Below are 21,758 nucleotides of genomic sequence, written 5' to 3' on the forward strand. Positions count from 1 at the left end.
CTCTTGGCACCGATCTCCATAAGCGGCGTAAAGAAGAGCTACGGCAAGAATGCAGTCGTTCACGGCGTCGATCTCGAAATCAAATCCGGCGAATTCATTGTCATTCTCGGCCCTTCTGGCTGCGGTAAATCCACATTGCTTCGGATGATCGCCGGGCTGGAAGAAATCACCGCTGGCGAAATTTCCATCGATGGCGCGGTTGTGAACCGGATGGAGCCGCGAGCGCGCGGATGCGCGATGGTGTTCCAGAATTATGCGCTTTATCCGCATATGACGGTGGCGCAGAACATCGGCTACGCCCTCAAGGTTTCCGGCGTCCCGAAGACCGAGCGCAGCAGGCGTATCGCCGAGGTGGCGGAAGCTCTCGAGCTGGAACCGTTTCTGGATCGTCGCCCGGCGGCGCTCTCCGGCGGCCAGCGGCAGCGCGTGGCCATGGGTCGCGCCATGATCAGGGAACCGAAGGTCTTTCTGTTCGACGAGCCGCTGTCCAATCTCGATGCCAAGCTCCGTATTGCCATGCGCTCTGAAATCAGAAGGCTCCATCGTCGCCTCGGCGCCACATCGATTTTCGTGACCCATGACCAGCATGAGGCGATGACGCTCGCCGACCGCATCATTGTCATGAATGCCGGTAAGGTCGAGCAGGTCGGGACACCGGAGGAAGTCTATCACAAGCCGGTCAGCCGCTTCGTGGCGAATTTCGTCGGAACGCCCGCCATGAATTTGCTGGAAGGCTCGCTCAACGACCGGGGCATTCTTGTCCTCGACGGCGGACAGTCCATTCGTCTGCCGGATACAGCCGCAGGCGCGCTGGCAGGTAAGCGCATCGTTCTCGGCATTCGCGCCGAATCCGTCCGTCTGGTGTCGCCGGAAACGACCAATGCACTCATCGCCACAACCGACTTCGTCGAGGAACTGGGAGCAAGCAAGGTCGTCTATACCGATCTTGACGGCCAGCCTTTCGCGATTGCCCTCACAGAACCCGCCCGGACGAAACCGGGAGACCGGGTCGGCATAGAAATCGATCCACTGGCTATTCACTTTTACTGTGCGGAAACCGGAGCATTGATGAGTTCGACCGGAGATGCGCTGCGCGTTTCAAGCAGACCGCAATATTCGCTTGAGGAATTGAAATGACCGCCTCCGACAATTTTTCCCGTATCGCATCCGCGCCAGTCGTTGAACCGGAACCGAACATGGTGACAAAGATTGTCAGCCAGCTTGAAACACCTGCGCCACTTTTTTGGGAAGAAGCCGGACAAGCGGCGCCTACCATGGACGAGCATGATCGGCTGGCGGCAAAACTCCCGGCCCTGGCCTCCATCGAGGTCAATCGGATACCGGATGACCGGACGATCACACGCGAAACGCTGCTTGTTGCCGCCTGGAATGCTGAACGCCTGAAATATCGTGAGGCATCAGCCGAACGTATTCAGGCGACGGGTGCTGACATCGTTCTTCTGTCCGAGGCCGATATAGGCATGGCGCGCTCGGGTAACCGCCATACCGTCGCCGATCTGGCGCGCGATCTCGGCATGTCCTACGCCTATGGCGTCGAATTCGTGGAAATGGGCCTCGGCGACTCCCGCGAACGTGAGTGGCATCGGAATGAAGCAAATGCTGTCGGCTTCCACGGCAATGCGATACTGACCCGGCTGCCTATGCTTGATGTCACACTCATCCGCCTTGATGACGGAGGCGTCTGGTGGTCCGATGCGATGGACGGACAAGGACGCTTTGGCTATCGCATGGCAATTGCGGCGCGCCTGCAGACAGAAGCCGGCTCGCTTGCAGCCGTCGCGGCCCATCTTGAGAGCAAAAGCGACGCCACGGACCGGGCCAGGCAGACCGCCCGGCTTCTGGAAGCGGTCGACCGTTTCGCGGGAGATCTGCCCGTTGTTATCGGTGGAGATTTCAACACCAATGCGCTGCCGGAACAATGCCGCGATCCGCTCGGTTTCGAACCGCTTTTCAATGTGCTTGCAGAACACGGCTATGACTGGGAACGGGCCAATGATTTCGCGCTGACACAGCGAACCCGTCCCGATGGCACGCCAACCCCGCCCTTTGCGCGCCTCGACTGGCTGTTCACCAGAAATATCGGCGCGAGCAATCCACGGACCATCGCTGCAATTGACGAAACCAATGCAGCCATTTCCGATCACGAGTTGGTCATCGCGGATATATCGCCGCGAGACCGGCCCTGATCGCTCAGGCAAAGAGGGCTGACGTACAGGACGGCAAAAACTTACTTCAATAGAGCCTGGTTGGGGTGGCGCAGCGTCGGGTCGAAGGGATTGAGCCTTTGCGAGATGCTCGCCGCTTCTTTCTGCAACAGTTCCGTCACCGTCTGCTGGCGTTTTTCAGTGAGGCGCGCAGCGAGGGTGCCTATACTGAGAGCCGCCACCGCCTCGCCGTCACGATTGAGCACGGGCACACCGAGGCCTGCCATCCCGTCGATCATGTTGAAGTTGAACGTGGCCGCGCCCGTCTTGCGCACCTCCTCTATCATGATGCGTAGATCGACTTCATCGACGGCGGACTTGTCCAGAATGCGCGGCATGTTGAAACGGATGATCGCCTCACGCTCTTCTTCGGGCAGGAAGGCGAGAATAGCGAGACTGCCCTGGCCGATGCCAAGCGGAACCTTGCCGCCGATATCTCCGGTAAAGGAGCGGATTGGAAAGGGCCCTTCCACGCGGTCGAGACAGACCGCATCGAAATTGCTGCGCACCAGAAGAAAGACCGTATCGTTGAATGTGGTCGAAAGGCGCAACAGGGACGGACGCGCAATGTTCAGAATACCGTCGCGCAACCGTGCCTGCGCTGCGATTGCGAAGAATTCCAGCGACAGGCGATAGGCCTTCTTGTCCGAAAGCTGCTCGACGAGGTTTTCGGCGATCAGCGTCTTGAGAAGACGGTGGGTGGAGGGCTGGCTCAATTCCAGATCGCGCGCCAGATCGATGAGACGCACGCCGTCCTCGGCGCTTGCTGCCAGCCCTTTCAAAATATGGATCGCCTTCACAAGACTTGAGTTAAGCGAAGCTCCAGATTTCGGATTTTCAGATATATCATCCATAAAATTGCTTCCAAATTTTGTATTTTGAAATAAATATATAATTTCTTTCAGATTTGAAAATTATAATTTGTATTCCTCGGATTTTTTCTGCCATCTAAAACCGTCGCCAGTGGGAAGGTCCGGCAAGAACTGGAAAGCTTCATAGGGATTGGCGGCTCTTGCTTCAGGCTCGGGAAACGCTGCGGTTGCGAAGGCGGTCGCATGGCCATGCGTTGTCACGCTCAGAAGCCGGAGCCGTGTCCGGCAAGCCTCATCCATCAACCGGTACTGGATGGCGACGGATAATATTCACGGCGCTTCCGCTCCCCGCACATCTGGCGGAAGTCATGCCGAGAAGGAGACGAAATGAGCTTTTTGACCCTTTCCGGAATTTCGCGCCATTACGGCAAGTTCGCGGCTGTAGACAATTTCAATCTCGCGATTGAAAAGGGCGAGTTCATTTCGCTTCTCGGCCCTTCGGGCTGCGGAAAGACCACCACCTTGCAAATGATTGCCGGGCTTGTGACGCCGACGGCGGGTTCTATCACCCTCGACGGACGCGACATTACGCGGCTGGCCCCGGCAAAACGTGAACTGGGCGTCGTCTTCCAGAGCTACGCGCTGTTTCCGCATATGACCGTGACTCAGAATGTCAGTTTCGGTCTGGAAATGCGCAATATCCCCAAGGCGGAGCGCGAAAAACGCGTGCGCGACGTGCTGGAACTGGTGCATCTGGGCGCGCTTGCCGACCGTTACCCGCGTGAAATGTCCGGGGGGCAGCGCCAGCGCGTGGCAATCGCACGCGCTCTGGTGATCAACCCGCCAGTGCTGCTGCTGGACGAGCCGCTTTCCAACCTCGACGCACAGCTTCGCGAGGAAATGCAGTTCGAATTGCGCCGCATCCAGCGCACGATCGGCATTACCACCATCATGGTGACGCACGATCAGGCCGAAGCGCTGTCGATCAGCGACCGCATCGTTGTTATGGAAAAGGGTGTTATCACTCAGGTCGATGCGCCCTATAAACTCTACGAGCATCCACGAAATCACTTCATTTCCAATTTCGTCGGCAAGTCGAATTTCCTGAAGGCGCAGGCTGAGGGCGACGTCATCGCACTCGACGGAACGCCGATCCGCTTTCCGGCCAGCGGCACAAAGGCATCCGGAGAGATCTCGGTCTTCATCCGCCCCGAAAAAGTGCATCTCGTCGGCGCGAATGAAGGTCATGTCGCCGGGGAAGTGACGACACGCTATTTCATGGGCAGTCAGTGGCTCCTGAGCGTTGACACGCCCGCAGGCCAGCTTTCGGTCGCCCTTCCCAATCTCGGCAATCCCCCGCCGCCGGAAGGCGCATCGGTTGGCTTGAGCTGGAACCACGAAGACTGCCGCATTCTCGCCGCCGGGATGAACTGAGCATGTCCACCCTCGCCTCGCAGGATACGCCCGCCGCGCCCAAAGACCGGCGCAATCTCATCCCGCTCTTTCTGTCAGGGCCATCCACGCTTCTGTTCTTCGCGCTGGTTCTGCTGCCGCTTGGGCTGACCGTACTGCTCTCCTTCAACAGCTACAGCTACGACAAGGGCATCGAGGACATCTACACGCTCGCCAATTACGCGCAGGTCGTCAAAGATCCGTACTATCTCTCCATTTTCTGGCGCACACTCAAGCTCGCTCTCATCACCACTATTATCACGGTGCTGATCGGCGTACCGGAAGCATATATTCTCTCCAACATGCGCAAGCCATGGCGCTCGATCTTCCTTCTGGTCATCATCGGGCCGCTTCTGGTGTCGGTCGTCGTGCGCACCTTCGGTTGGAGCATGATTCTGGGCCGCAACGGCCTCGTCAACAGCGCTCTCGAACTGATCGGCCTGCCCACGGCACAGATTCTATACAGCGAAGCGGCCATCGTGATCGGCCTTGTTCACATCATGCTCCCCTTCATGGTGATCCCGGTCTGGACCGTGTTGCAGAAACTCGACCCTTCCGTGGAAGCGGCGGCATTGACGCTCGGCGCATCGCGCCTGACGGCGCTCCGCCGCGTGGTGTTTCCGCAGGCGGTTCTCGGCATCCTGTCCGGCAGCCTGATCGTCTTCGCGCTGTCGGCAAGCTCGTTCGCCATTCCGGGTCTTCTCGGCGGGCGGCGTCTGAAAATGGCGGCGACAGTCGTCTACGACGAGTTCCTGATCGAACTGAACTGGCCGCTGGGAGCCGCAATCGCAATCATCGTTCTCGTGGCCAACCTGGTCATCATGATCGCCTATAACCGTCTGCTCGAAGGGCAGGCCAAAAAGAAGCTTGGATAAGCGCCATGGTCAGAAACGGTCCCTTCGCCCTGTTCTTCCACACGCTGATCGTCGTCTTCATGCTGGCGCCGATGGTCGTGGTCTGCCTCGTGGCCTTCACGCCGGAGAACACGCTCGCAATGCCGTGGAACGGCCTGTCGTTGCGCTGGTTCGAAGCAGTCTTCGCGCATAACGACTTCATGACCTCATTCTATAACAGCGTGAAGCTCGCCTTCTTCTCGGCCACGATATCCACGCTGCTGGCCGTGCCTTCCGGCCTTGCCATTGCCCAGTACAGCTTCCGCGGACGCGACGCGCTCAACGCCTTGTTCCTGTCTCCGCTCATCATCCCGCATCTGGTGCTGGGCGTCGCTTTCCTGCGCCTGTTTTCGCTAATGGGCTTTACCGGCTCCTTCGTCTGGCTGGTTGCCGCGCACACGATTGTCGTCACGCCCTATGCACTGCGCCTGATCCTCGCTTCGCTCGGCAGCATGGACCGGAACGCGGAAAACGCTGCACGCACGCTCGGTGCGGGCGAATGGACGGTGTTTCGCCGCATCACGCTACCGCTGCTTCTGCCGGGTCTTTCCGGCGGGTGGCTGCTCGCCTTCATCAATTCCTTCGACGAACTGACCATGTCGATCTTCGTGACGTCGCCATCCACGGTCACGCTACCGGTGCGCATGTATATGTATGCGAGCGAATCCATTGACCCGATGATGGCGGCGGTCTCGGCGCTGATGATCCTCGTTGCAACCGTCACCATGATCGTCGTCGACCGTCTTTTCGGCCTCGACCGTCTACTGGTCGGAAAAGGCTGACCCTCATGAACGTTCCGGTTTCAACTCCGGCACAGTTTCGCCGGCGCTATCGGCTTGCCGAACCTCCGATCCACTTCACGCTCGACGGCGTCCGTCACGAGGGGCGGCGCGGCGACACCGTGCTGACCGCAATCCTCTCCATACAGGGCAAGGTGCGGCATACGGAATTTACCGGTGAGCCGCGTGCCGGTTTCTGCCTCATCGGTGCGTGTCAGGACTGTCATGTCCTGACACCGACCGGTCAGCGCCTGCGCGCCTGCACGACGCTTCTCGAAGAGGGCATGGCCTTTGTAACGGAGCCGATGAAATGAGCGAAACTCTTCATCCGGTCATCGTGGGCGCAGGCCCGGCGGGCATTCGAGCAGCGGAAACGCTGGTCCAAGCAGGGCTGAAGCCAATCGTTCTCGATGAGGGTATCCGCTCGGGTGGACAGATCTATCGTCGCCCGCCCCTCGATGACGGTCGCAGCTATCGCAGCCGTTACGGTTCGGAAGCGCACAAGGCCGAAGCGCTGCACAAGACGTTCGACGCCTTGCGCGGCTCCATCGATTATCGTCCTGAAACGCTGGTCTGGAACATTTCACGCCAGGCCGGTGCGCAAGACGAGGACCGCATCGATCTTCTGACCAGCGGCTCGCACAGCCAGTTGCCCTACCGTCATTTGGTGCTGGCAACCGGCGCGACGGATCGCGTCCTGCCCTTCAAAGGCTGGACCAAGCCCGGCGTCTATACGCTGGGCGCGGCGCAGACCGCACTCAAGGCACAGGGCTGCACGGTGGGCGAACGCATAGTGTTCATGGGGTCCGGACCGCTGCTTTATCTCGTCGCCTGGCAGTATCACCATGCCGGGGCAAGGGTCGCCGCGGTGCTGGATACCGCTCCCTTCAGCGCGAAATTTCATCTGGCGCATCTGGCCCTTCATGCACCACGCATCGTGGCGCTCGGTACATATTATGGCCTGCGCCTGAAACTCGGCGGCGTCCCGATCCGCTACGGTATACGACCGGAAGAAGTACTGGGCGACAGCCATGTGGAAGGATTGCTCTATCGTGCCCGAGGCAACAGCCATGCGGTCGAATGCGACGCATTGGCCTATGGTTTTGCGCTGCGCCCGGAAACCCAGCTTGCCGATCTCGCAGGATGCAACTTCCATTTCGAAGAGCGCGACCGCGCATGGTTGCCCGCTGCCGACACGCACGGTCGTACCAGCCGCGCCGGTATCTATGTTGCGGGCGACGGCGCTGGCATCGCAGGCGCCGATGCGGCGGAAATCCGTGGCCAGCTTGCGGCCATCGCTCTTGTTCGCGATCTCGGCCTTGCATTTGATGACAGGTTGGAGCGCCGCCTGCTGACAAAACTCAGCGCCATCTATCGCGAACGCCTCATCCTCGAAAAGGCCTTTCCGTTTCCGCTCGACTGGTTCGAAACAATCGCGCCTGACGTGACGCTCTGCCGTTGCGAGGAGATCGCGCTCGGTGAAGCGCAGGAGATTATCGCAAATGGCGGTGCCACCGAGATCAACCGGTTGAAAGCCCTCAGCCGTGTCGGCATGGGCCGGTGCCAGGGCCGCATGTGCACGCCAGCCGCAGCCGAACTTCTCTTGTCGATGCGGGGAAAAATGCCCGCCGACGCGGGGCGTATCCGGGCGCAGGCTCCCGTCAAGCCGATACCGCTCGGTTTCGGCGCACCGGCCAGGGACGGTGCTGCGTCATGAGCAAACATTTTCAGGCTGATGCGGTCATTATCGGCGGCGGTATCGTCGGCAGTGCGGCGGCACTGTTCATGCGGCAGGCCGGACTCTCGGTCATCCTGCTGGATAAGGGCTTTTGCGGCGCGCAGGCAAGTGGCGTCAATTACGGCGGCGTGCGCAGGCAGGGTCGCGCGCCCGAACAGCTTCCTCTCGCGCAACGTTCGCATGAATTATGGGGACGCCTGCCTGAACTGATCGGCACGGATGGCGAATATATCCGCAGCGGCCATCTGAAACTGGCGCGAACGGAAGCCCATTTCGCCAGTCTGGAAGCCTATGCGGAAAAGGTTCGTCCGTTCGGCCTCGCAGTCGAACTGATCGGTGGTAATGCGGTCAAGGAACGCTTTCCATGGCTGACCGGCAATGTGGCAGGCGCTTCGCTCTGCGCCGAAGACGGTCACGCCAATCCGCGTCTCGTTGCCCCGGCTTTCGCCCGCGCAGCAAGAGCGGCCGGGGCGACGGTGCTGGAAAATACGCCCGTCCACGAAGCACGGGATACAGGCGACGGCTTTGCCATTCTGGCCGGTACCGATCTCCCGCAGAAAGCCATCGAAATCCGTTCCCGTCTCCTGTTCAATTGCGCTGGCGCCTGGTCGGATCGTTTCGCGGCCTCCTTCGGTGAGCTGGTGCCGCTGAAACGCATCTATCCGTCCATGGTGGTCACCGAACCCCTTCCACTCAACCTGCCCATGAGTCTTGGCGAGGAAGGCGGCGGCTTTTATGGCCGCCAGGTCACACGCGGCAACTATGTGATGGGCGGCGGACGCGGCACGCCACTTGAAAATCCGGATTACTCGCGCCCATCGGTCAATGCTGCATCGTCGGTGATGCTGCGGGCGATCGAGCTTTTCCCGCATCTGAAAAATGCGCAAGTCATCCGTTTCTGGTCGGGAACCGAAGCGGAGATGCCCGACGACCATCCGGTGATCGGGCCAAGCGGCAAGGTCAGGAATCTCTATCACGCCTTCGGCTTCAATGGGGCCGGTTTTCAGACCGGTCCCGCCGTGGGCGCTGTGCTTGCCGATCTTGCTGTGAAGGGAGAGACGGAAACGCCCATCGGTGCGTTCACCATCGACCGCTTCACGAAACAACAATCCAACCTCAAACCACAAAGGGGAATAGCATGAAAAACCAACACATCACCAAGACCGCCATTCTGGCGCTTGGCCTGTCGGCAGCCTTCGCTTCCGCCGCCTCGGCCGAAACAAAGACGCTTTATATCGGCATGAATGGCGGCAATATGGAGCGCGCCTATACCGAACACGTCCTGCCGGATTTCGAAAAGGCCAACGACGTCAAGGTTGTGGTCGTGCCGGGCACCTCCGCCGACATTCTCGCCAAGGCGACCGCGCAGAAAGACAATCCGCAGATGCACGTCATGCTGCTCGATGATGGCGTAATGGTGCGCGCCATTAAATCCGGCCTGTGCCAGAAAATTTCGGACGACCCGGTTCTGGGCGATGTCCAGCCCGCCGCTCGCCTCAAGGGCGATATGGCCGTCGGCATCGATATGGGCATGACTGGCATTGCCTATAACAAGAAGATGTTCGACGAAAAGGGTTGGGCTGCGCCGACCTCATGGATGGATTTCGCCGATGAGAAATATGCCAATGCCGTGGTGTTCCAGTCGGCATCTGCCTCGACCTTCGGCCTGCACGCCTTTCTGATGTTCAATCGCATTCAGGGTGGCGACGAAAAGAACTTCGAACCGGGATTTGAGAAATTCCCGGACACTATCGGCAAGAATGTTCTGGAATATATCCCGTCGTCCGCCAAGATTTCCGAAATGGTGCAGACAGGCGAGGCCGCGATCTTCCCGCTGACGCCGACCGGCGTGAATAATCTGAAGGATAAGGGTATTCCGGTTGAATATGCGCAGCCGAAGGAAGGTTCGGTGGTTCTGGCCGTGACCGAATGCGTGCTGGCGGGCAACAGCGAACCTGAACTGAGCCAGAAACTCGCGCATTATCTCCTGTCGGCGGAGGCGCAGAGCAAAGCACTCGATCATGGCAACCTTATCCCGTCCAACGTAAAGGCCAAGGCAGGCACGCCGGAAGCGCAAGCCAAGCTCGACGCTTTCCGCGGCTATATGGAAACCGCGAAGATACTCGACTGGGATGCGATCAACGAAGGCCGGCAGCAGCTCAACAGCCGCTGGAACCGTACCATCGAAAAATAAGCCCGCTCGTCCGGGAAAGCCCGCCCCATGTTCCGGGGCGGGCCAGAAAGCCGCGGAATTCGCCCAGCCCGACAATCTGAAGCGCCTTCGACGTAAACGAATTCATCGAACCTGTTCACAATGCCGGATGGTTCGACGCCGATCGTCATCGATCTCGTGACCAGTCAAGTCAAAAACTTGCCCACGCAACTCGCTGGGACAACTGGCCAGCCCGTTTGGTGAGCTGCTTCTTCGTGCACTTCGGACTGCCTTCGATCTTTGTCTGCTTCGACCGCTGTTTTGAGATCACCATTTTACATTCAGTCCGACGTTCCCTTCCCATACGCGGGTCTTTTCTCCACCGAGATTTGTTGTGTAATCAGCTGTGGCAAACAGGCTCGCCTTTTCCGTCACGTCCAATGTCAGGCCGCCACCGATTTCCAGCGAAGTGCCTTTGAGGTCAGTAACAATTGGATCCGTTCCGAAACTGACCATCTGGTCGGACGAGAAGTTCTGCCAGACGTTGGCTTTCAAATAAGGACGAAGCTTGCCCAGGGAAGTTTCTTCTGTGCCCTGCAATCGCAGGCCGATGCGGCCTGTCCACGCATTGTCTGAATCGAACGAAACCGTCGAGAAGCGATCGGCCTGATCATCCAGCGAAAGGCTTTGCCAGATGAGTTGTGCCTGTGGCTCCAGCGTCCAGCTTTCACTGAGCGCGACCGGATAGCCGCCTTCGAGAGAAGCGGTCACACCGTGACCATCAACATCAATACCCTGGTTCTGGTTGGAAGTGGCATTGCCGCCGAACCAGGTGCCCATGAGCACCGCGTCGAGATACCAGCCCTGCGGGCCGATATGCGTCCAGTATCCGCCGAAGCTTGTACCCGTGACTTCCAGATCACCAACGGCAAGATTGTTCCAGCCAAGAGCCTGTCCTGTCAGATCGCCAGTCACACGGGCGTAGCCGAAAAACAGGCCAAAGCGGTCGGAATGTCCGCTTTCGGTTTCGCGACCGTAAAGATCCTGACCTGCCTGGATACCGTAAAGCTGGCCATCGAGGCCCGGAGCAACGGTTCCTTTCCAGCGCATATCGACATCCTGGCCAAAGACGCGAGCCCAGCTTGCCGGCAGATAACCGCCGCTTTTGAGGAGATCCTGCTCGCCGCGACGTTCATGAAATGTGCCCAGTGTTGAGAGTGCAAGATGATGTGCGACAGGAGGCACGGCAGAATAAACCGGTACCTCTTCGCGATGAAGCGTTACTACGTCATCTTCTACCGGGGTCGCCCCCGCCGAAGGCGGCGCAACGCCTGCGACCGGCAAGGGCGGTTGCTCGGGCAATTCGGTTGAATTGTCCGGCGGATTGGGCGCTTCTGCCGCAGGAGGAGCCGGTGGAGATTCCGGCTCCGTTGAATCCTCAGTGACTGGCGCAGACGTATCTTCCAGATCGGGGTCATCCGGATTGACCGGCAGTTCTGCTGCGGGTTCTTCCAGCGCGGGGGGTGGTGGAGCCGTTTCCGGAGCTTCTGCTGCAGGTTCCTCCTCAGTCGTTGCCGCCGGTTCGCTGTCGTTCACGAGCGTTGAACGCAAATACCAATTTTCATCGGTGTCGGCCGAAACGCCACCTTTGAACAAGAAATATTCATAAGCGCCTGCAGCGACGCGTCCGTTAAGCACGAACGCTCCGGCGGATGTGGTCGCACCATTCAACGCCTCGACCACCATGATGCCATCCGAAGCCGTTGATGCGCCGCCTCCGCCCACGTTATTGACAATCATGCCAGTGTTACCTGACGCGGTGCCTCCGTCGATAACCAGCTTATCCGAGGGAGATGCGTCCCCCTCCAGGACCGTGTCGATGAATAACAGACCGTCCTGGCCTGTATAATTGCCGACAACGGTAAAACTGTCTGAAGTGCTGGAGCCACCATTGGTCAGATCGATCCGACCGGCATTGACCACATTGGCCAGTTGTCCGGCTATAAAGGAATTGACACCCGACTGAGCCGAGCCCCCATAAATCGTACTGCTGGTATCAATATTAAGCGTGCCCGTCCCGGTATCCGCATCTCCAAGGGTCAGCGTGGTATCGAAGATCAGGCGCGTATCGTTGGTCAGACTGATCGTTTCCCAGCTGTCGAAACGGTCGACGGCCCCGGCTTTAACGTTGTCGAAGGTCAGGCCGTCTGTTCCTGCACTACCGGTAAGGCGCTTTGTGGCACCGATATTCGCGTCGGTCAGATTGGCTAGTGTGGCAATATCGTTATCACCGCCAAGATCAATGGCGCCGTAGACGATGCCGCCACCGTCCCAGTTAAACTGATCCTCTCCAAAGCTCATGAGGACGTCGCCAGCAACCGTACCACCCGTAATCGACACGCTGTCTGTACCGCCACTGACGCTGATATTCCCGCCGATCATGCCATCGGAAAGGATGATGGTGTCATCGCCAAAACCGGCGACCAGATTGCGGTCGATTGTACCGCCCGACATGTTGAAATAGTTATTGTCGAGTTTCATGTTTACGCGACCGATACGACCACCGGTCATGATGGCATAATCGCCATCATCGAACGCATCGACAATTCTGCCGCCCGACATAAAGAATGTATCACGCGTATCGCCTTGATGGAGCGAACCGATCTCACCGCCAGTCATCTGGAAGTCATCAATGCCGATACCCTGCTGGACATTGCCGGTAACAGTCCCGGCAGAAATTACGAAATCATCATCGTTATTTCCCTGGACAACATTGCCGGCAATTGTACCGGAATGTACTTCTATCCGATCGATACCTGCACCAAACGTCACATCACCGCTCACCGTCCCGGAGCCGCCTGACGGCAATAGCATGGTGTTGTTGCCGTCTGTGTCAGTCAGTCCTCCCAAAGACGCACCGCTGTCGCAGATAAATGTATCGTCGCCAAGCGTCGGTGAGAACGAACAGGCAGCCTCTGCTATACTTGGATGCAATGTTGCGGAGCCGATTGAGATCAGAGCGGTGCTGGAAAGAAAAATAGCATACGATAAACGGTAGCAATTTTGCATTGGAACCCCTCAGTTCATGCATAAAGCTTCCGTTCATTAAGGAATAAAAATTCACATAATACAAGTATAATAAAAATTAGTAGAATAGCATTAATGATGCATACAACAATGGAGACTTTCGTCAGATTTTTTGGATCGTTTGAACCACTTTAAATAGAACAACTAATCCATTAAGACATTGTTCAAAAGCCATTTTTGATCCGTTTAAATGGTGTTGGACATAGATAATCCTCTTTCTTAACAAGCAGAAATAATCTTAAAAAGATCTGCTTGCATAGCATTGCAAATCCATTTGAATGGCTCACCGATTTTTTGTAGTATTGTATTGTTATATTTTCTGAAATATTTCATCGCAACTATATATGGTGACGAGGATGTGATTGGGTAGACGCCCCCCTATGGTCTTCATGCGGCAGAATGGTTGCGTTGAGCACCATTAAGAGAAGGCGTCCATATCAAAAGACTACCATAATCGCCTTAAATCGACTCAAAAGCAGCGTATATCGGCTTCCGCCTGTGCCCGCTTCAATTCTGCAAGCGCGGTCTTGGCAGGCGCGCTTTGACGAAACAACACCGCCTTTTCCCCGGTGGTCCGGCCCATCTCCTTGAATGTCGCCGCCGTAACATAGTGATCGTAGGGCACGATTGAAGCGACGACATCGACGGAGCAGGAACAACGCTGGAGCATGTCCTGATTTTCCCCGTTCGCTTTCATGCATTCGTAGACATAGCCCGCAACCACGGAGGTGGGGTATTCTGATGCGGCGGTTGCGGGAAAAGCCAGACCGGCCCAGAGGCCAACAGCTATCATTGTCTGAATGGAACTGCGCATGTTCATTGTATTTCTCCGCAACGCGATACTCCGATCCTAACCCTCAAATTTATATTGGGAAAGCGGCATGCTGCGAATCCGCTGGCCTGAAAGGATGGAGACCGCATTCGCGACCGCCGGTGGAACAGCCGGAAGCCCCGGCTCGCCAATGCCCCCCATCTTGGCTCCGCTTTCGATGATACGCACATGCACGCGCGGCATCTTGTCGGGCGGCAGGATCGAATACTGGTCGTAGTTGCGGGCAAGAGGTTCGCCCTTTTCAAAGACCGCTTCTTCCATGAGCACCTGCGACAGCCCAAGCGCCGTCGCCGAATTGATCTGGGCCTCGATGATCGCCGGATTGACGATGCTGCCCGGATCGATCACCTGCCAGACATCGTGAACGACGACCTCCCCGTCCTGAATGGACACTTCCGCAATCGCCGCCGTATGGCTGCCGAAAGGCGACGCCATGGCGACACCGCGTGCGCGACGGCGGCCATCCTCGGCATTGAACGGCCCCCGCTTCCAGCCCCCGGACAAATCCCCAACAGCCTTCAGCAGATTGGTCAGACGGTCATTGCCCTTGAGAAGCTGCATGCGTAGCTCATAGGGATCCTTGCCGCCCTTGTCGGCCAGTTCGTCAAGGAAGGCCTCGAAGAGGAAATCGTTCATGGAATTTCCGACCGAGCGCCAATAAGCGAGGATGGCCGGATTCTCGACATAGAGCTGCGCGATGCGTCTGTTGGGAATTGCATATGCCTTGTCCGTCAGCCCCTCAAGCGCCATGGGATCGAGCTTGTCCGGGTTATGGCCGCTGCCGTTTTCCGACGGCCCTTCACAGACGCTCACAGCTTCCAGCGCGACAGGCGTACCATTTTCATCCAGCGCGCCACGAAACCGGACAGCCGCCATGGGACGCATCGGATCGCGGAGAAATTCTTCTTCGCGACTCCAGATCATCTTGACAGGCCGGCCGACCGCCTTGGCAAGCTGGATCGCCTGCGGATAGGGGCTGGCTGCCTTGTAGAGAAAATGCCGGCCGAAGAATCCGCCAAGGATCGGGCTGTGCAGATTGACCTTCTCCGGATCGAGTCCGGTCAGCTTTGCGATGTCCGCATGGAACATTTCCGGCGCCTGATTGGGCAACCAGACATCCAGGCTGCCATCATCGTTGAACCGCGCCAGCGCGGATGGCGGCTCCAGCTGCGCATGGCGGAGATACTGGCTATAATAGGTAGCGGAAACCTGCGTTTTCGCTGCCGCAATAGCACCGGCGACATCGCCTTCCTTTTCCGCATTCTTGCCGTCACCGGGCTCGTTTGCCAGACGTTCGCGGAAGGCAACCGTGGAGAAATCCGCAGGCATGACACGGACACCCTCGATGGCAGGCTTGTCGCCGGCCTCGCTCCAGTCCACCTCCAGTGCTTCCACAGCCTTTCTGGCATTCCACCAGCGTTCCGCAACGACCGCCACGGCACCGGGCAAGCGGTGCACGGAATGAACACCCTTCATGGCTTTGACGGCATCTTCATTACGGATACCGCCCACCGACATGCCCAGACGCGGCGCGTGCTGAACAGCGGCGTGCAACATGCCATCGACCTTCATATCGATCGAATAAACGGCGCGTCCCGTAGACTTGTCGGCAACATCGACACGCTGAACCGCCTTGCCGATCCAGCGAAACTGGCCCGGATCCCTGAGCTTGATGCTGTCGGGCGCGGGAGCTTCCAGTTCCATGGCCTCCCTGGCGAGATCGCCATAGGCAATCTTGCGCCCGGACGCCGCATGAACCACCTGACCGGGTTCCGTCGTCAATTGATCGGCGGGAACACCAAGCTGCTTTGCCCCGGCTTCAATCATCATCGCGCGGGTGACCGCACCGAGACGCCGCATGGTGTCGTAACTGGAGCGCACCGACATGCTGCCGCCGGTAATGCGCATTTTGCCGCCTATCACCAGATAGTCCGGTCCGGGAGGCGCATTCTCGACCACGAAAGACTGCGGGTCCATGTCCAGTTCTTCGCCGACGATCTGCGCCATGGCGGTGAAAACACCCTGACCGCCTTCGACAAAGGGGCTTAACAGGCGCACGGTATTATCCGGGCGGATTTCGAGGAAAGCCGGGACACGGGTGCCGGGCACGATCTTCGCAGCCGCTTTCTGGGCGCGCGCAGGACCGACCGGCAAACCAAAGCCGAGCACCAGAGCGCCTGCGGTCAGGCCCATGGACCCAAGGAGAAAATGACGGCGCGAAACATTGACAGGCGCACCATTGGGCACAGGCTCGCCATTGGAAAGCACGCTTTCGATGTTCTGGTCGCGGCTTATCTCGTTCATAGCGTATCCACCTTCTGGTCTGCCAGATCATGCACGGCTGCCTTGATCGCATTATATGTTCCGCACCGGCACAGATTGACCATTGCCGCCGCAATATCCTCGTCCGTAGGCTTGGGCGTCTGCTTGAGCAATGCCGTGGCGGCCATCACCTGACCCGACTGGCAGTAGCCGCATTGCGGCACCTGATGCGCGATCCACGCCGCGACAACCGCCTTGCCGACCGGATCGCTTTCGATTGCTTCAATCGTCGTGACGGACCGGCCTTCGACGCTCTCAAGCGGCGTGACGCAGGAGCGTGTAATCTCGCCATCGACCATCACGGAACAGGCGCCGCATTGGGCCAGTCCGCAGCCATATTTCGTTCCGGTCATGCCGAGTTCGTCGCGGATAACCCACAGCAACGGTGTATCGCCGTCAGAATGAACATCGTGAAACTGATTATTGATCTGGAGTTTCATAGCCTAATGTTCCCGTTAGAAAGCATAAATGACATACAGGGCCGGGACAGAACCCGATCCACAACACAGAAATTTTGAGTCTCCGCACTATAATGGCGGATCAAGCATAATCGGCAAGCATTTTATGCCAATGACTCTTTCACAACTTCGCTCAACAAATACTTGATACAATCAAGAAGGATTAACACAATAAATTATATTGCAAATTTCATAAATTATATTTCCGATTCCTGAGACGCGAAACCGGAATCCGGTTTCGCGTCAAAAATCTCTAATTGGAAGCAGCCGCGAGCGGCCATTTCCCGGTGAACTTTTTACCGTCGGTATCCGATATGGCCACATCAAGCTCCTTGTCGGACAAGGCATCGAAAGCGAAGCGGAAATTCGGATCTTCCGAAATGGAAATACCGCCCTCCATCGACAGAATGAGCCGATCACCCTGAGAGATGGTCATCTCGTGGACGAACCGGGCCGGCACGTAATAACGGGTGATCTGGTCCATCTGGAGGCCCGAATTATTCGGATGCCGGATCATCAATTGCACTTCAGCGGCCTTTGTCATCGGCGCGGCCTTCTGCTCCTTTACGGAGAATACTTTCAGCTTCATTTTCCCAAGGGAAGCCATGGCCTCGTCCTGATCCCCGACAGCGGGCGCCGAGCAACCGCCGGATGCCTTGACGAAAGCCTGCGTCATATGAAGTTTGCCGTCCTGCGTTTCGGCGACGGCCCGGACATAGGAATAGGCGTTCACCCTTATCCGGGTAGACAAATGCGATATTGCCGCACCGGGGCCGAATTTGAAAACCGCCGCCACGGGTGACGGATTTTCATCGATAATCAGCGTGACCGACTTGATAGCATTTGCCTGGCCATCGGGTTTGAAATGCAGATCGATGGGAACGATTGCCGCATCTTCCGCCCGTTTCGGGGCATCCATCGTCATGAGGCTGCCAGCATCGGCGATGGTCCGGTCAGCAAACACATTGCCCTTGAGATCATCCCATGTGGTCTGTGGGGGCTCGCTCGGCGACCCGGCGAAAGCCATACCCTGCCCCATCAGGCCGGTCGTCGTAACGGCTGCAAATAAAATCCGTCGAAGCTGCACTCCGGAAAAATAAGCCATGTTCACCTCCCTCATGGGGCAGACGCTGTCCGCCCGCTAAAATTACTGGCATCCGGGATTTCACAATCGAGGCAAACCAGCGCCACATCACGTCACTCCCACTCCAGTTCGGCATAAGCGGCTGTGGCATTGCGAATGTTATGCTCATCGAACAGTAGCCAGTTGTTGCGCTCGCTTTGCCCCGCACCAACGACAGCCTCCGCGAGCGGCTTTCCGGCTGCAATCGCCGCACGAAGATCGCGGGTCAGAACCTCAAAATAACGCTTTTCCGCATCGAGCGCCGCCGGCCATGGCAGCCCGACCGGGCCGTGGCCGGGAACAACCCTTTCTGCATCGATGTTCGACAAGCTATCCATCTGCGCGATCCATCCCAGAAGCGACCCGTCCAGAGTGGGGATGTCTTCGACAAAACAAAGATCACCTGAAAACAGGGTCCGCGTCCGGATATCGAGAACAGTCAGATCATTGTCGGTATGGGCCGTGCGCCAGGCTTTCAGCAATAAGGGCCGCTGCCCCAGATCGATCCGGGTTTCATCACTGACCAGTTGCGACGGCGGGACGATCTCGATACCGGCCATCAACGCATCACCCATATTATCACGATAGCTCGACAAATAATACTCGCCACGACTGGCCAGCGCCCGCGGCAGGTTTTTATGCCCGACCAGCGTTGCCCCCAGATCGCGGAAAGCGGCATTCCCAAAAATATGGTCGGGATGCATATGTGTATTGATCAGAAAGCGGATGGGCCGGTCCGTTATCTTGCGAACGGCTTCGATCAGCGCGCGCGCTTCCATGATGCTTCCGCCGCTGTCGATCACGGCCACGGATTCTTCACCGACGATGAAACCGAGATTGCAGATTTCTCCGCGATTTTCCGCCGTCATCAGACCATGCTGGCCGGAAAAGGCATAGATGCCGTCAGCAACGCTTGTAACCGGCAAGGCATCGCCTGCGGCGTTGGCAGAGCAGAAAGGCAACGAAGCCAGCAGGCCGGAGGCGAGCGACAGCCCGCCGCGAAGCGCATCGCGTCGCGTCATCCGTGTTGGCCATCGGCTTTGTCGCACCATCCGTCACCTCCCCTCTGGAAACATCTGCCGGAAAGCGCGCAGCAGAGCGTCGATTGTCTCCTCGGAGCGATCCTGTCTCAGCGGAGCAACCCGGAACGATCCCGCGACATGCGCCGGACGCCCCGACAGAACCACAACCCGGTCGGCAAGCAGCATTGCCTCGCGCAGATTATGCGTCACCATCAGCACGCTCATCGGCTTCAGCGACCAGATTGACGACAGCAGATGGCGCAATTGCTGGGCGACGGCCTCGTCAAGCGAAACGAACGGCTCGTCGAGTACCAATATATCCGGTTCGATGACCAGCGCCCGCGCCAGAGCTGCCCGTCGCGCAAGGCCGAGCGACAGTTCCGAAGGATAGAAGGCACGCAGATGCAATAGGCCCAGCCGGTCGAACAGCGTGTCCAGATTGCGGTCACGCATCGGTTTCGGCAGGGCAAGGCGGACATTTTCCTCCACCGTCCGCCAAGGCAGCAGCAGTGGTTCCTGAAACACCACCCCGATGCGCGGATCTCCGGCCCCGGATATTTTCACCGTGCCCTCGAAGGCGCGATCAAGCCCGAGGAGAATGCGCAAGGCCGTTGTCTTGCCGCAGCCGGAAGGACCCGTCAGGCAAACAAATTCGTTCTCGCCCACGGTGAAACGCAGGTCGCGCGCGACCTCGATGCTGCCGCCTCTGGAAGCCTCAAAGGTCTTGCTCCGAATATCGAGTTCAAGCCGGGCGTTGCCGCCAGCGCGTGGATGCGTGTTCAAGAGGCTGCACCAGAACAAGTTCGACCAGCAGCATCACACCGACAAAAGCCAGCGTATAGGCCAGGATGGATGCCACGTCGAACAGTTGAAAATAAAGGTTGATCTGGAAACCGACGCCGTTCGAACGGCCGAGAAGCTCGACCACGAGAACGATCTTCCAGATGAGTGAAACACCGGAACGGGACGCCGCCGCCAGATAGGGATAAAGCTGCGGCAGGAGCACATGACGCAGACGCTCCCATGGGGTGAATTTATAGACCTGCGCCATGTCGGAATAGCGCCGGTCCAGCGCCAGCGTGCCCTCCCGCATGGTCACAACGACATTGGGAATCTTGTTGATCGCCACCGCTCCGATTGCGGCTGCTTCCGTCAGCCCGAACCAGATATAGGCCAGTACGATGATCACCAGAGCGGGAACGTTGAGGAACAGGACCAGCCATGGGCGGGCCAGCGTATCCGCCCGGCGATGGCTGCCGATATAAACGCCAATGACCGATCCGGCCACCATTGCGAGAATGAAAGATACCGCGACACGCGCCAATGTAACGCCCAGATGATAGGGCAATTCGCCGCTTGCCACCCCTTCCGACAGTGCCTGAAACACGCTCCATGGTGCGGGCAGGGAGCGGCTTGGCCACAGGGTTGTCGCCACCTGCCAGATGACGACGATCAGACAGACCGACGCCATGGACAGGGCGGCAAGCCCCCGGCCAGCCGTTAAAGACCGTTTGCCACGCAACGGCGGGCCGGAGGGTGCGGACAGGGAACTCATCCGCCTGTTCCCCAGAACGTGCCGGGCATCAGTTTTGGCGAAGGCCCGACCAGCTTTTCGCCGCCCAGTTTCATGAGAACCGCATATAGCTTTTCCGCATCCTGCTCTTCCTGTGCGACAGTCCGGCTTGGAATACCCTCCCGGTAGCGGTCGCGCAGCACGGTCAGATCCCCACCGTCCGCCTTGACGACCGGCGCAAGCCTGTCCCATTCCACGTCCGAAGAGGCCATGATTGCCTTTGCGTCGGCACTCGCCTGAATAAAGCCTGTCACCGCATCGGGATGGGCCTTCGCCCAGGCATCATGGAAGATGTAACCAAGCGAGGAAACCGGGCCGGAAGCGCCGAGGGCTTCTATCGCCTCGCCGGAACTGACGAGCCGGCGAAAACCAGCAGCTTCAAGCCGCGCGCAATATTGCCAGAAGTTCAGTACGGCATCGAGTTCGCCCTGCCGGGCCTTTTCTGCCAGAAGCGGCGCTGCCCCATAGGCGATTTCATTATCGGTCGCCAGATCCCTGGACGAACCCTGACGGGCCATTCCCTGAAGGAACAGCCAGCTTTTGTCCAGCGGACCACCGGCCACACCAATCTTGCGCCCACGAAGATCGGCCAACGACTTTATCGGAGAATCCTTCGGCACCATCAGTGCCCCGGTCGCCGTCGAATAGGGCGTCATGGTCAGATCGCCCCCCATGGCGCGCTCGCGCGAAACCCAAAGCCAATCGGAAACGATCATGTCCACCGAACCGGCCATCAGGGCGACGCCTGCGGCATCTTCGCCCGCGAAAAAAACCGGATCGACCACGATGCCATTTTTTTCGTCGAGCTTGTGATGCTTCATCACATCAAGCTCCCAGTTGACCGTCCCGAATTTCAGAATTCCGACGCGAACCGTTTCGGCTGCCACAGCCTGAAAACCACTCACCCACACCAAAAGCAGCACAACCAGCCCCACCATGCGGGCCGATCCGTTCTTTATCCATCCCATGAACGCTGTAATGCCTCCCATATATTTCATCATGGGCGGCTGCGGAGCCGCCCCGTTCATCCGTTCAGATACTCAACCCCTTATCCGGGTAGACACATCGCCATTTAATGACCCGATAGGCCGGATGTTCGTCGGACCATTTCGCGATCTGGGACGGCGCCAGAAACATGCAGTTGAGAGCCCCGCCCGTGTTCTCGAAATGCAGCGTCTCCTCCCTGCAACTGGCGGGGGAGTCCAGCAGGCAAACGGTCAGAACGAGGTTTATGATATCCATATGCACCTGCGATCCCGCACACCGCTACACAGACGAAGACAATCGTCC

The 21,758-nt window shown here is 58.2% G+C and carries 20 protein-coding genes; 9 read left to right on the forward strand and 11 right to left on the reverse strand.

What is annotated here, in order from left to right:
* The first annotated feature begins 3 nt into the window (after window positions 1-3).
* The gene (locus FHS76_RS18980) at window positions 4-1,137 is read left to right on the forward strand and encodes an ABC transporter ATP-binding protein (RefSeq protein WP_183656614.1); all 1,134 of its coding nucleotides are present in this window, start codon (window positions 4-6) and stop codon (window positions 1,135-1,137) included.
* Window positions 1,134-2,207 (forward strand): endonuclease/exonuclease/phosphatase family protein, encoded by a 1,074-nt coding sequence (locus FHS76_RS18985; RefSeq protein ID WP_235992773.1) that lies wholly within the window; start codon window positions 1,134-1,136, stop codon window positions 2,205-2,207. Before FHS76_RS18980 ends, FHS76_RS18985 begins: the two co-directional genes overlap by 4 nt.
* Before the next feature lie 41 nt (window positions 2,208-2,248).
* Here FHS76_RS18985 and FHS76_RS18990 read toward each other — a convergent pair whose 3' ends face one another.
* Entirely contained in the window at window positions 2,249-3,079 is an 831-nt protein-coding gene (locus FHS76_RS18990) for an IclR family transcriptional regulator (RefSeq protein WP_183656617.1), read from the reverse strand.
* 345 nt (window positions 3,080-3,424) lie between these two features.
* Between FHS76_RS18990 and FHS76_RS18995 the strand changes: the two genes are divergently transcribed.
* The 7 genes from FHS76_RS18995 to FHS76_RS19025 are packed head-to-tail and all read left to right on the forward strand — an operon-like array spanning window position 3,425 to window position 10,093.
* Window positions 3,425-4,471: an ABC transporter ATP-binding protein gene (locus FHS76_RS18995; protein ID WP_183656620.1), complete on the forward strand. Its 1,047-nt coding sequence runs from the start codon at window positions 3,425-3,427 to the stop codon at window positions 4,469-4,471.
* Window positions 4,472-4,473: 2 nt separating this feature from the next.
* On the forward strand, window positions 4,474-5,364 hold the full coding sequence (locus FHS76_RS19000; protein ID WP_183656623.1) for an ABC transporter permease: 891 nt from the start codon (window positions 4,474-4,476) through the stop codon (window positions 5,362-5,364).
* A 5-nt stretch (window positions 5,365-5,369) separates the two neighbouring features.
* Window positions 5,370-6,164 carry an ABC transporter permease gene (locus tag FHS76_RS19005; protein ID WP_183656626.1) on the forward strand — a complete coding sequence of 265 codons (795 nt, stop codon included), beginning with the start codon at window positions 5,370-5,372 and terminating at the stop codon, window positions 6,162-6,164.
* 5 nt (window positions 6,165-6,169) lie between these two features.
* The gene (locus FHS76_RS19010; protein WP_183656628.1) at window positions 6,170-6,475 is read left to right on the forward strand and encodes a (2Fe-2S)-binding protein; all 306 of its coding nucleotides are present in this window, start codon (window positions 6,170-6,172) and stop codon (window positions 6,473-6,475) included.
* Complete coding sequence (locus tag FHS76_RS19015; protein ID WP_183656631.1) at window positions 6,472-7,878, forward strand: FAD/NAD(P)-dependent oxidoreductase; 1,407 nt, start codon at window positions 6,472-6,474, stop codon at window positions 7,876-7,878. Before FHS76_RS19010 ends, FHS76_RS19015 begins: the two co-directional genes overlap by 4 nt.
* Window positions 7,875-9,041 carry an NAD(P)/FAD-dependent oxidoreductase gene (locus FHS76_RS19020; protein WP_183656634.1) on the forward strand — a complete coding sequence of 389 codons (1,167 nt, stop codon included), beginning with the start codon at window positions 7,875-7,877 and terminating at the stop codon, window positions 9,039-9,041. Before FHS76_RS19015 ends, FHS76_RS19020 begins: the two co-directional genes overlap by 4 nt.
* Window positions 9,038-10,093 (forward strand): ABC transporter substrate-binding protein, encoded by a 1,056-nt coding sequence (locus tag FHS76_RS19025; RefSeq protein WP_183656637.1) that lies wholly within the window; start codon window positions 9,038-9,040, stop codon window positions 10,091-10,093. The genes FHS76_RS19020 and FHS76_RS19025 overlap by 4 nt, the downstream gene beginning before the upstream one ends.
* Before the next feature lie 285 nt (window positions 10,094-10,378).
* Here FHS76_RS19025 and FHS76_RS19030 read toward each other — a convergent pair whose 3' ends face one another.
* The 10 genes from FHS76_RS19030 to FHS76_RS19075 all read right to left on the reverse strand — a co-directional run bounded on the left by FHS76_RS19030 (window position 10,379) and on the right by FHS76_RS19075 (window position 21,710).
* Window positions 10,379-13,120, reverse strand: coding sequence for an autotransporter family protein (locus tag FHS76_RS19030; RefSeq protein WP_183656640.1), 2,742 nt, complete (start codon window positions 13,118-13,120; stop codon window positions 10,379-10,381).
* 487 nt (window positions 13,121-13,607) lie between these two features.
* Window positions 13,608-13,958 carry a hypothetical protein gene (locus tag FHS76_RS19035; protein WP_183656644.1) on the reverse strand — a complete coding sequence of 117 codons (351 nt, stop codon included), beginning with the start codon at window positions 13,956-13,958 and terminating at the stop codon, window positions 13,608-13,610.
* A 30-nt stretch (window positions 13,959-13,988) separates the two neighbouring features.
* A complete protein-coding gene (locus FHS76_RS19040) occupies window positions 13,989-16,274 on the reverse strand; it encodes a xanthine dehydrogenase family protein molybdopterin-binding subunit (RefSeq protein ID WP_183656647.1) in 2,286 nt (761 codons plus the stop codon).
* Complete coding sequence (locus FHS76_RS19045; protein ID WP_183656650.1) at window positions 16,271-16,732, reverse strand: (2Fe-2S)-binding protein; 462 nt, start codon at window positions 16,730-16,732, stop codon at window positions 16,271-16,273. The genes FHS76_RS19040 and FHS76_RS19045 overlap by 4 nt, the downstream gene beginning before the upstream one ends.
* A gap of 271 nt (window positions 16,733-17,003) precedes the next feature.
* A complete protein-coding gene (locus tag FHS76_RS19050) occupies window positions 17,004-17,855 on the reverse strand; it encodes a quinoprotein dehydrogenase-associated SoxYZ-like carrier (RefSeq protein ID WP_235992774.1) in 852 nt (283 codons plus the stop codon).
* Window positions 17,856-17,947: 92 nt separating this feature from the next.
* Window positions 17,948-18,895, reverse strand: coding sequence for a quinoprotein relay system zinc metallohydrolase 2 (locus FHS76_RS19055; RefSeq protein WP_183656656.1), 948 nt, complete (start codon window positions 18,893-18,895; stop codon window positions 17,948-17,950).
* Between the two features lie 33 nt (window positions 18,896-18,928).
* Window positions 18,929-19,678, reverse strand: a complete 750-nt coding sequence (locus FHS76_RS19060) for an ABC transporter ATP-binding protein (protein WP_183656669.1) — start codon at window positions 19,676-19,678, stop codon at window positions 18,929-18,931.
* Window positions 19,638-20,450: an ABC transporter permease gene (locus FHS76_RS19065; protein WP_183656672.1), complete on the reverse strand. Its 813-nt coding sequence runs from the start codon at window positions 20,448-20,450 to the stop codon at window positions 19,638-19,640. The genes FHS76_RS19060 and FHS76_RS19065 overlap by 41 nt, the downstream gene beginning before the upstream one ends.
* Window positions 20,447-21,436 (reverse strand): ABC transporter substrate-binding protein, encoded by a 990-nt coding sequence (locus tag FHS76_RS19070; protein ID WP_183656675.1) that lies wholly within the window; start codon window positions 21,434-21,436, stop codon window positions 20,447-20,449. The genes FHS76_RS19065 and FHS76_RS19070 overlap by 4 nt, the downstream gene beginning before the upstream one ends.
* A gap of 64 nt (window positions 21,437-21,500) precedes the next feature.
* Window positions 21,501-21,710 (reverse strand): hypothetical protein, encoded by a 210-nt coding sequence (locus FHS76_RS19075; RefSeq protein WP_183656678.1) that lies wholly within the window; start codon window positions 21,708-21,710, stop codon window positions 21,501-21,503.
* Window positions 21,711-21,758: the final 48 nt, after the last annotated feature.

Origin of the sequence: Brucella daejeonensis (genome assembly GCF_014199265.1) — a bacterium.
GTDB lineage: Bacteria > Pseudomonadota > Alphaproteobacteria > Rhizobiales > Rhizobiaceae > Brucella > Brucella daejeonensis.

Coding starts and splice junctions, on each gene's coding strand:
- FHS76_RS18985 (WP_235992773.1), top strand. CDS start 1,134: ATGACCGCCTCCGACAATTTTTCCCGTATCGCATCCGCGCCAGTCGTT.
- FHS76_RS18990 (WP_183656617.1), bottom strand. CDS start 3,079: ATGGATGATATATCTGAAAATCCGAAATCTGGAGCTTCGCTTAACTCA.
- FHS76_RS18995 (WP_183656620.1), top strand. CDS start 3,425: ATGAGCTTTTTGACCCTTTCCGGAATTTCGCGCCATTACGGCAAGTTC.
- FHS76_RS19000 (WP_183656623.1), top strand. CDS start 4,474: ATGTCCACCCTCGCCTCGCAGGATACGCCCGCCGCGCCCAAAGACCGG.
- FHS76_RS19005 (WP_183656626.1), top strand. CDS start 5,370: ATGGTCAGAAACGGTCCCTTCGCCCTGTTCTTCCACACGCTGATCGTC.
- FHS76_RS19010 (WP_183656628.1), top strand. CDS start 6,170: ATGAACGTTCCGGTTTCAACTCCGGCACAGTTTCGCCGGCGCTATCGG.
- FHS76_RS19015 (WP_183656631.1), top strand. CDS start 6,472: ATGAGCGAAACTCTTCATCCGGTCATCGTGGGCGCAGGCCCGGCGGGC.
- FHS76_RS19020 (WP_183656634.1), top strand. CDS start 7,875: ATGAGCAAACATTTTCAGGCTGATGCGGTCATTATCGGCGGCGGTATC.
- FHS76_RS19025 (WP_183656637.1), top strand. CDS start 9,038: ATGAAAAACCAACACATCACCAAGACCGCCATTCTGGCGCTTGGCCTG.
- FHS76_RS19030 (WP_183656640.1), bottom strand. CDS start 13,120: ATGCAAAATTGCTACCGTTTATCGTATGCTATTTTTCTTTCCAGCACC.
- FHS76_RS19035 (WP_183656644.1), bottom strand. CDS start 13,958: ATGAACATGCGCAGTTCCATTCAGACAATGATAGCTGTTGGCCTCTGG.
- FHS76_RS19040 (WP_183656647.1), bottom strand. CDS start 16,274: ATGAACGAGATAAGCCGCGACCAGAACATCGAAAGCGTGCTTTCCAAT.
- FHS76_RS19045 (WP_183656650.1), bottom strand. CDS start 16,732: ATGAAACTCCAGATCAATAATCAGTTTCACGATGTTCATTCTGACGGC.
- FHS76_RS19050 (WP_235992774.1), bottom strand. CDS start 17,855: ATGGCTTATTTTTCCGGAGTGCAGCTTCGACGGATTTTATTTGCAGCC.
- FHS76_RS19055 (WP_183656656.1), bottom strand. CDS start 18,895: ATGACGCGACGCGATGCGCTTCGCGGCGGGCTGTCGCTCGCCTCCGGC.
- FHS76_RS19065 (WP_183656672.1), bottom strand. CDS start 20,450: ATGAGTTCCCTGTCCGCACCCTCCGGCCCGCCGTTGCGTGGCAAACGG.
- FHS76_RS19070 (WP_183656675.1), bottom strand. CDS start 21,436: ATGGGATGGATAAAGAACGGATCGGCCCGCATGGTGGGGCTGGTTGTG.
- FHS76_RS19075 (WP_183656678.1), bottom strand. CDS start 21,710: ATGGATATCATAAACCTCGTTCTGACCGTTTGCCTGCTGGACTCCCCC.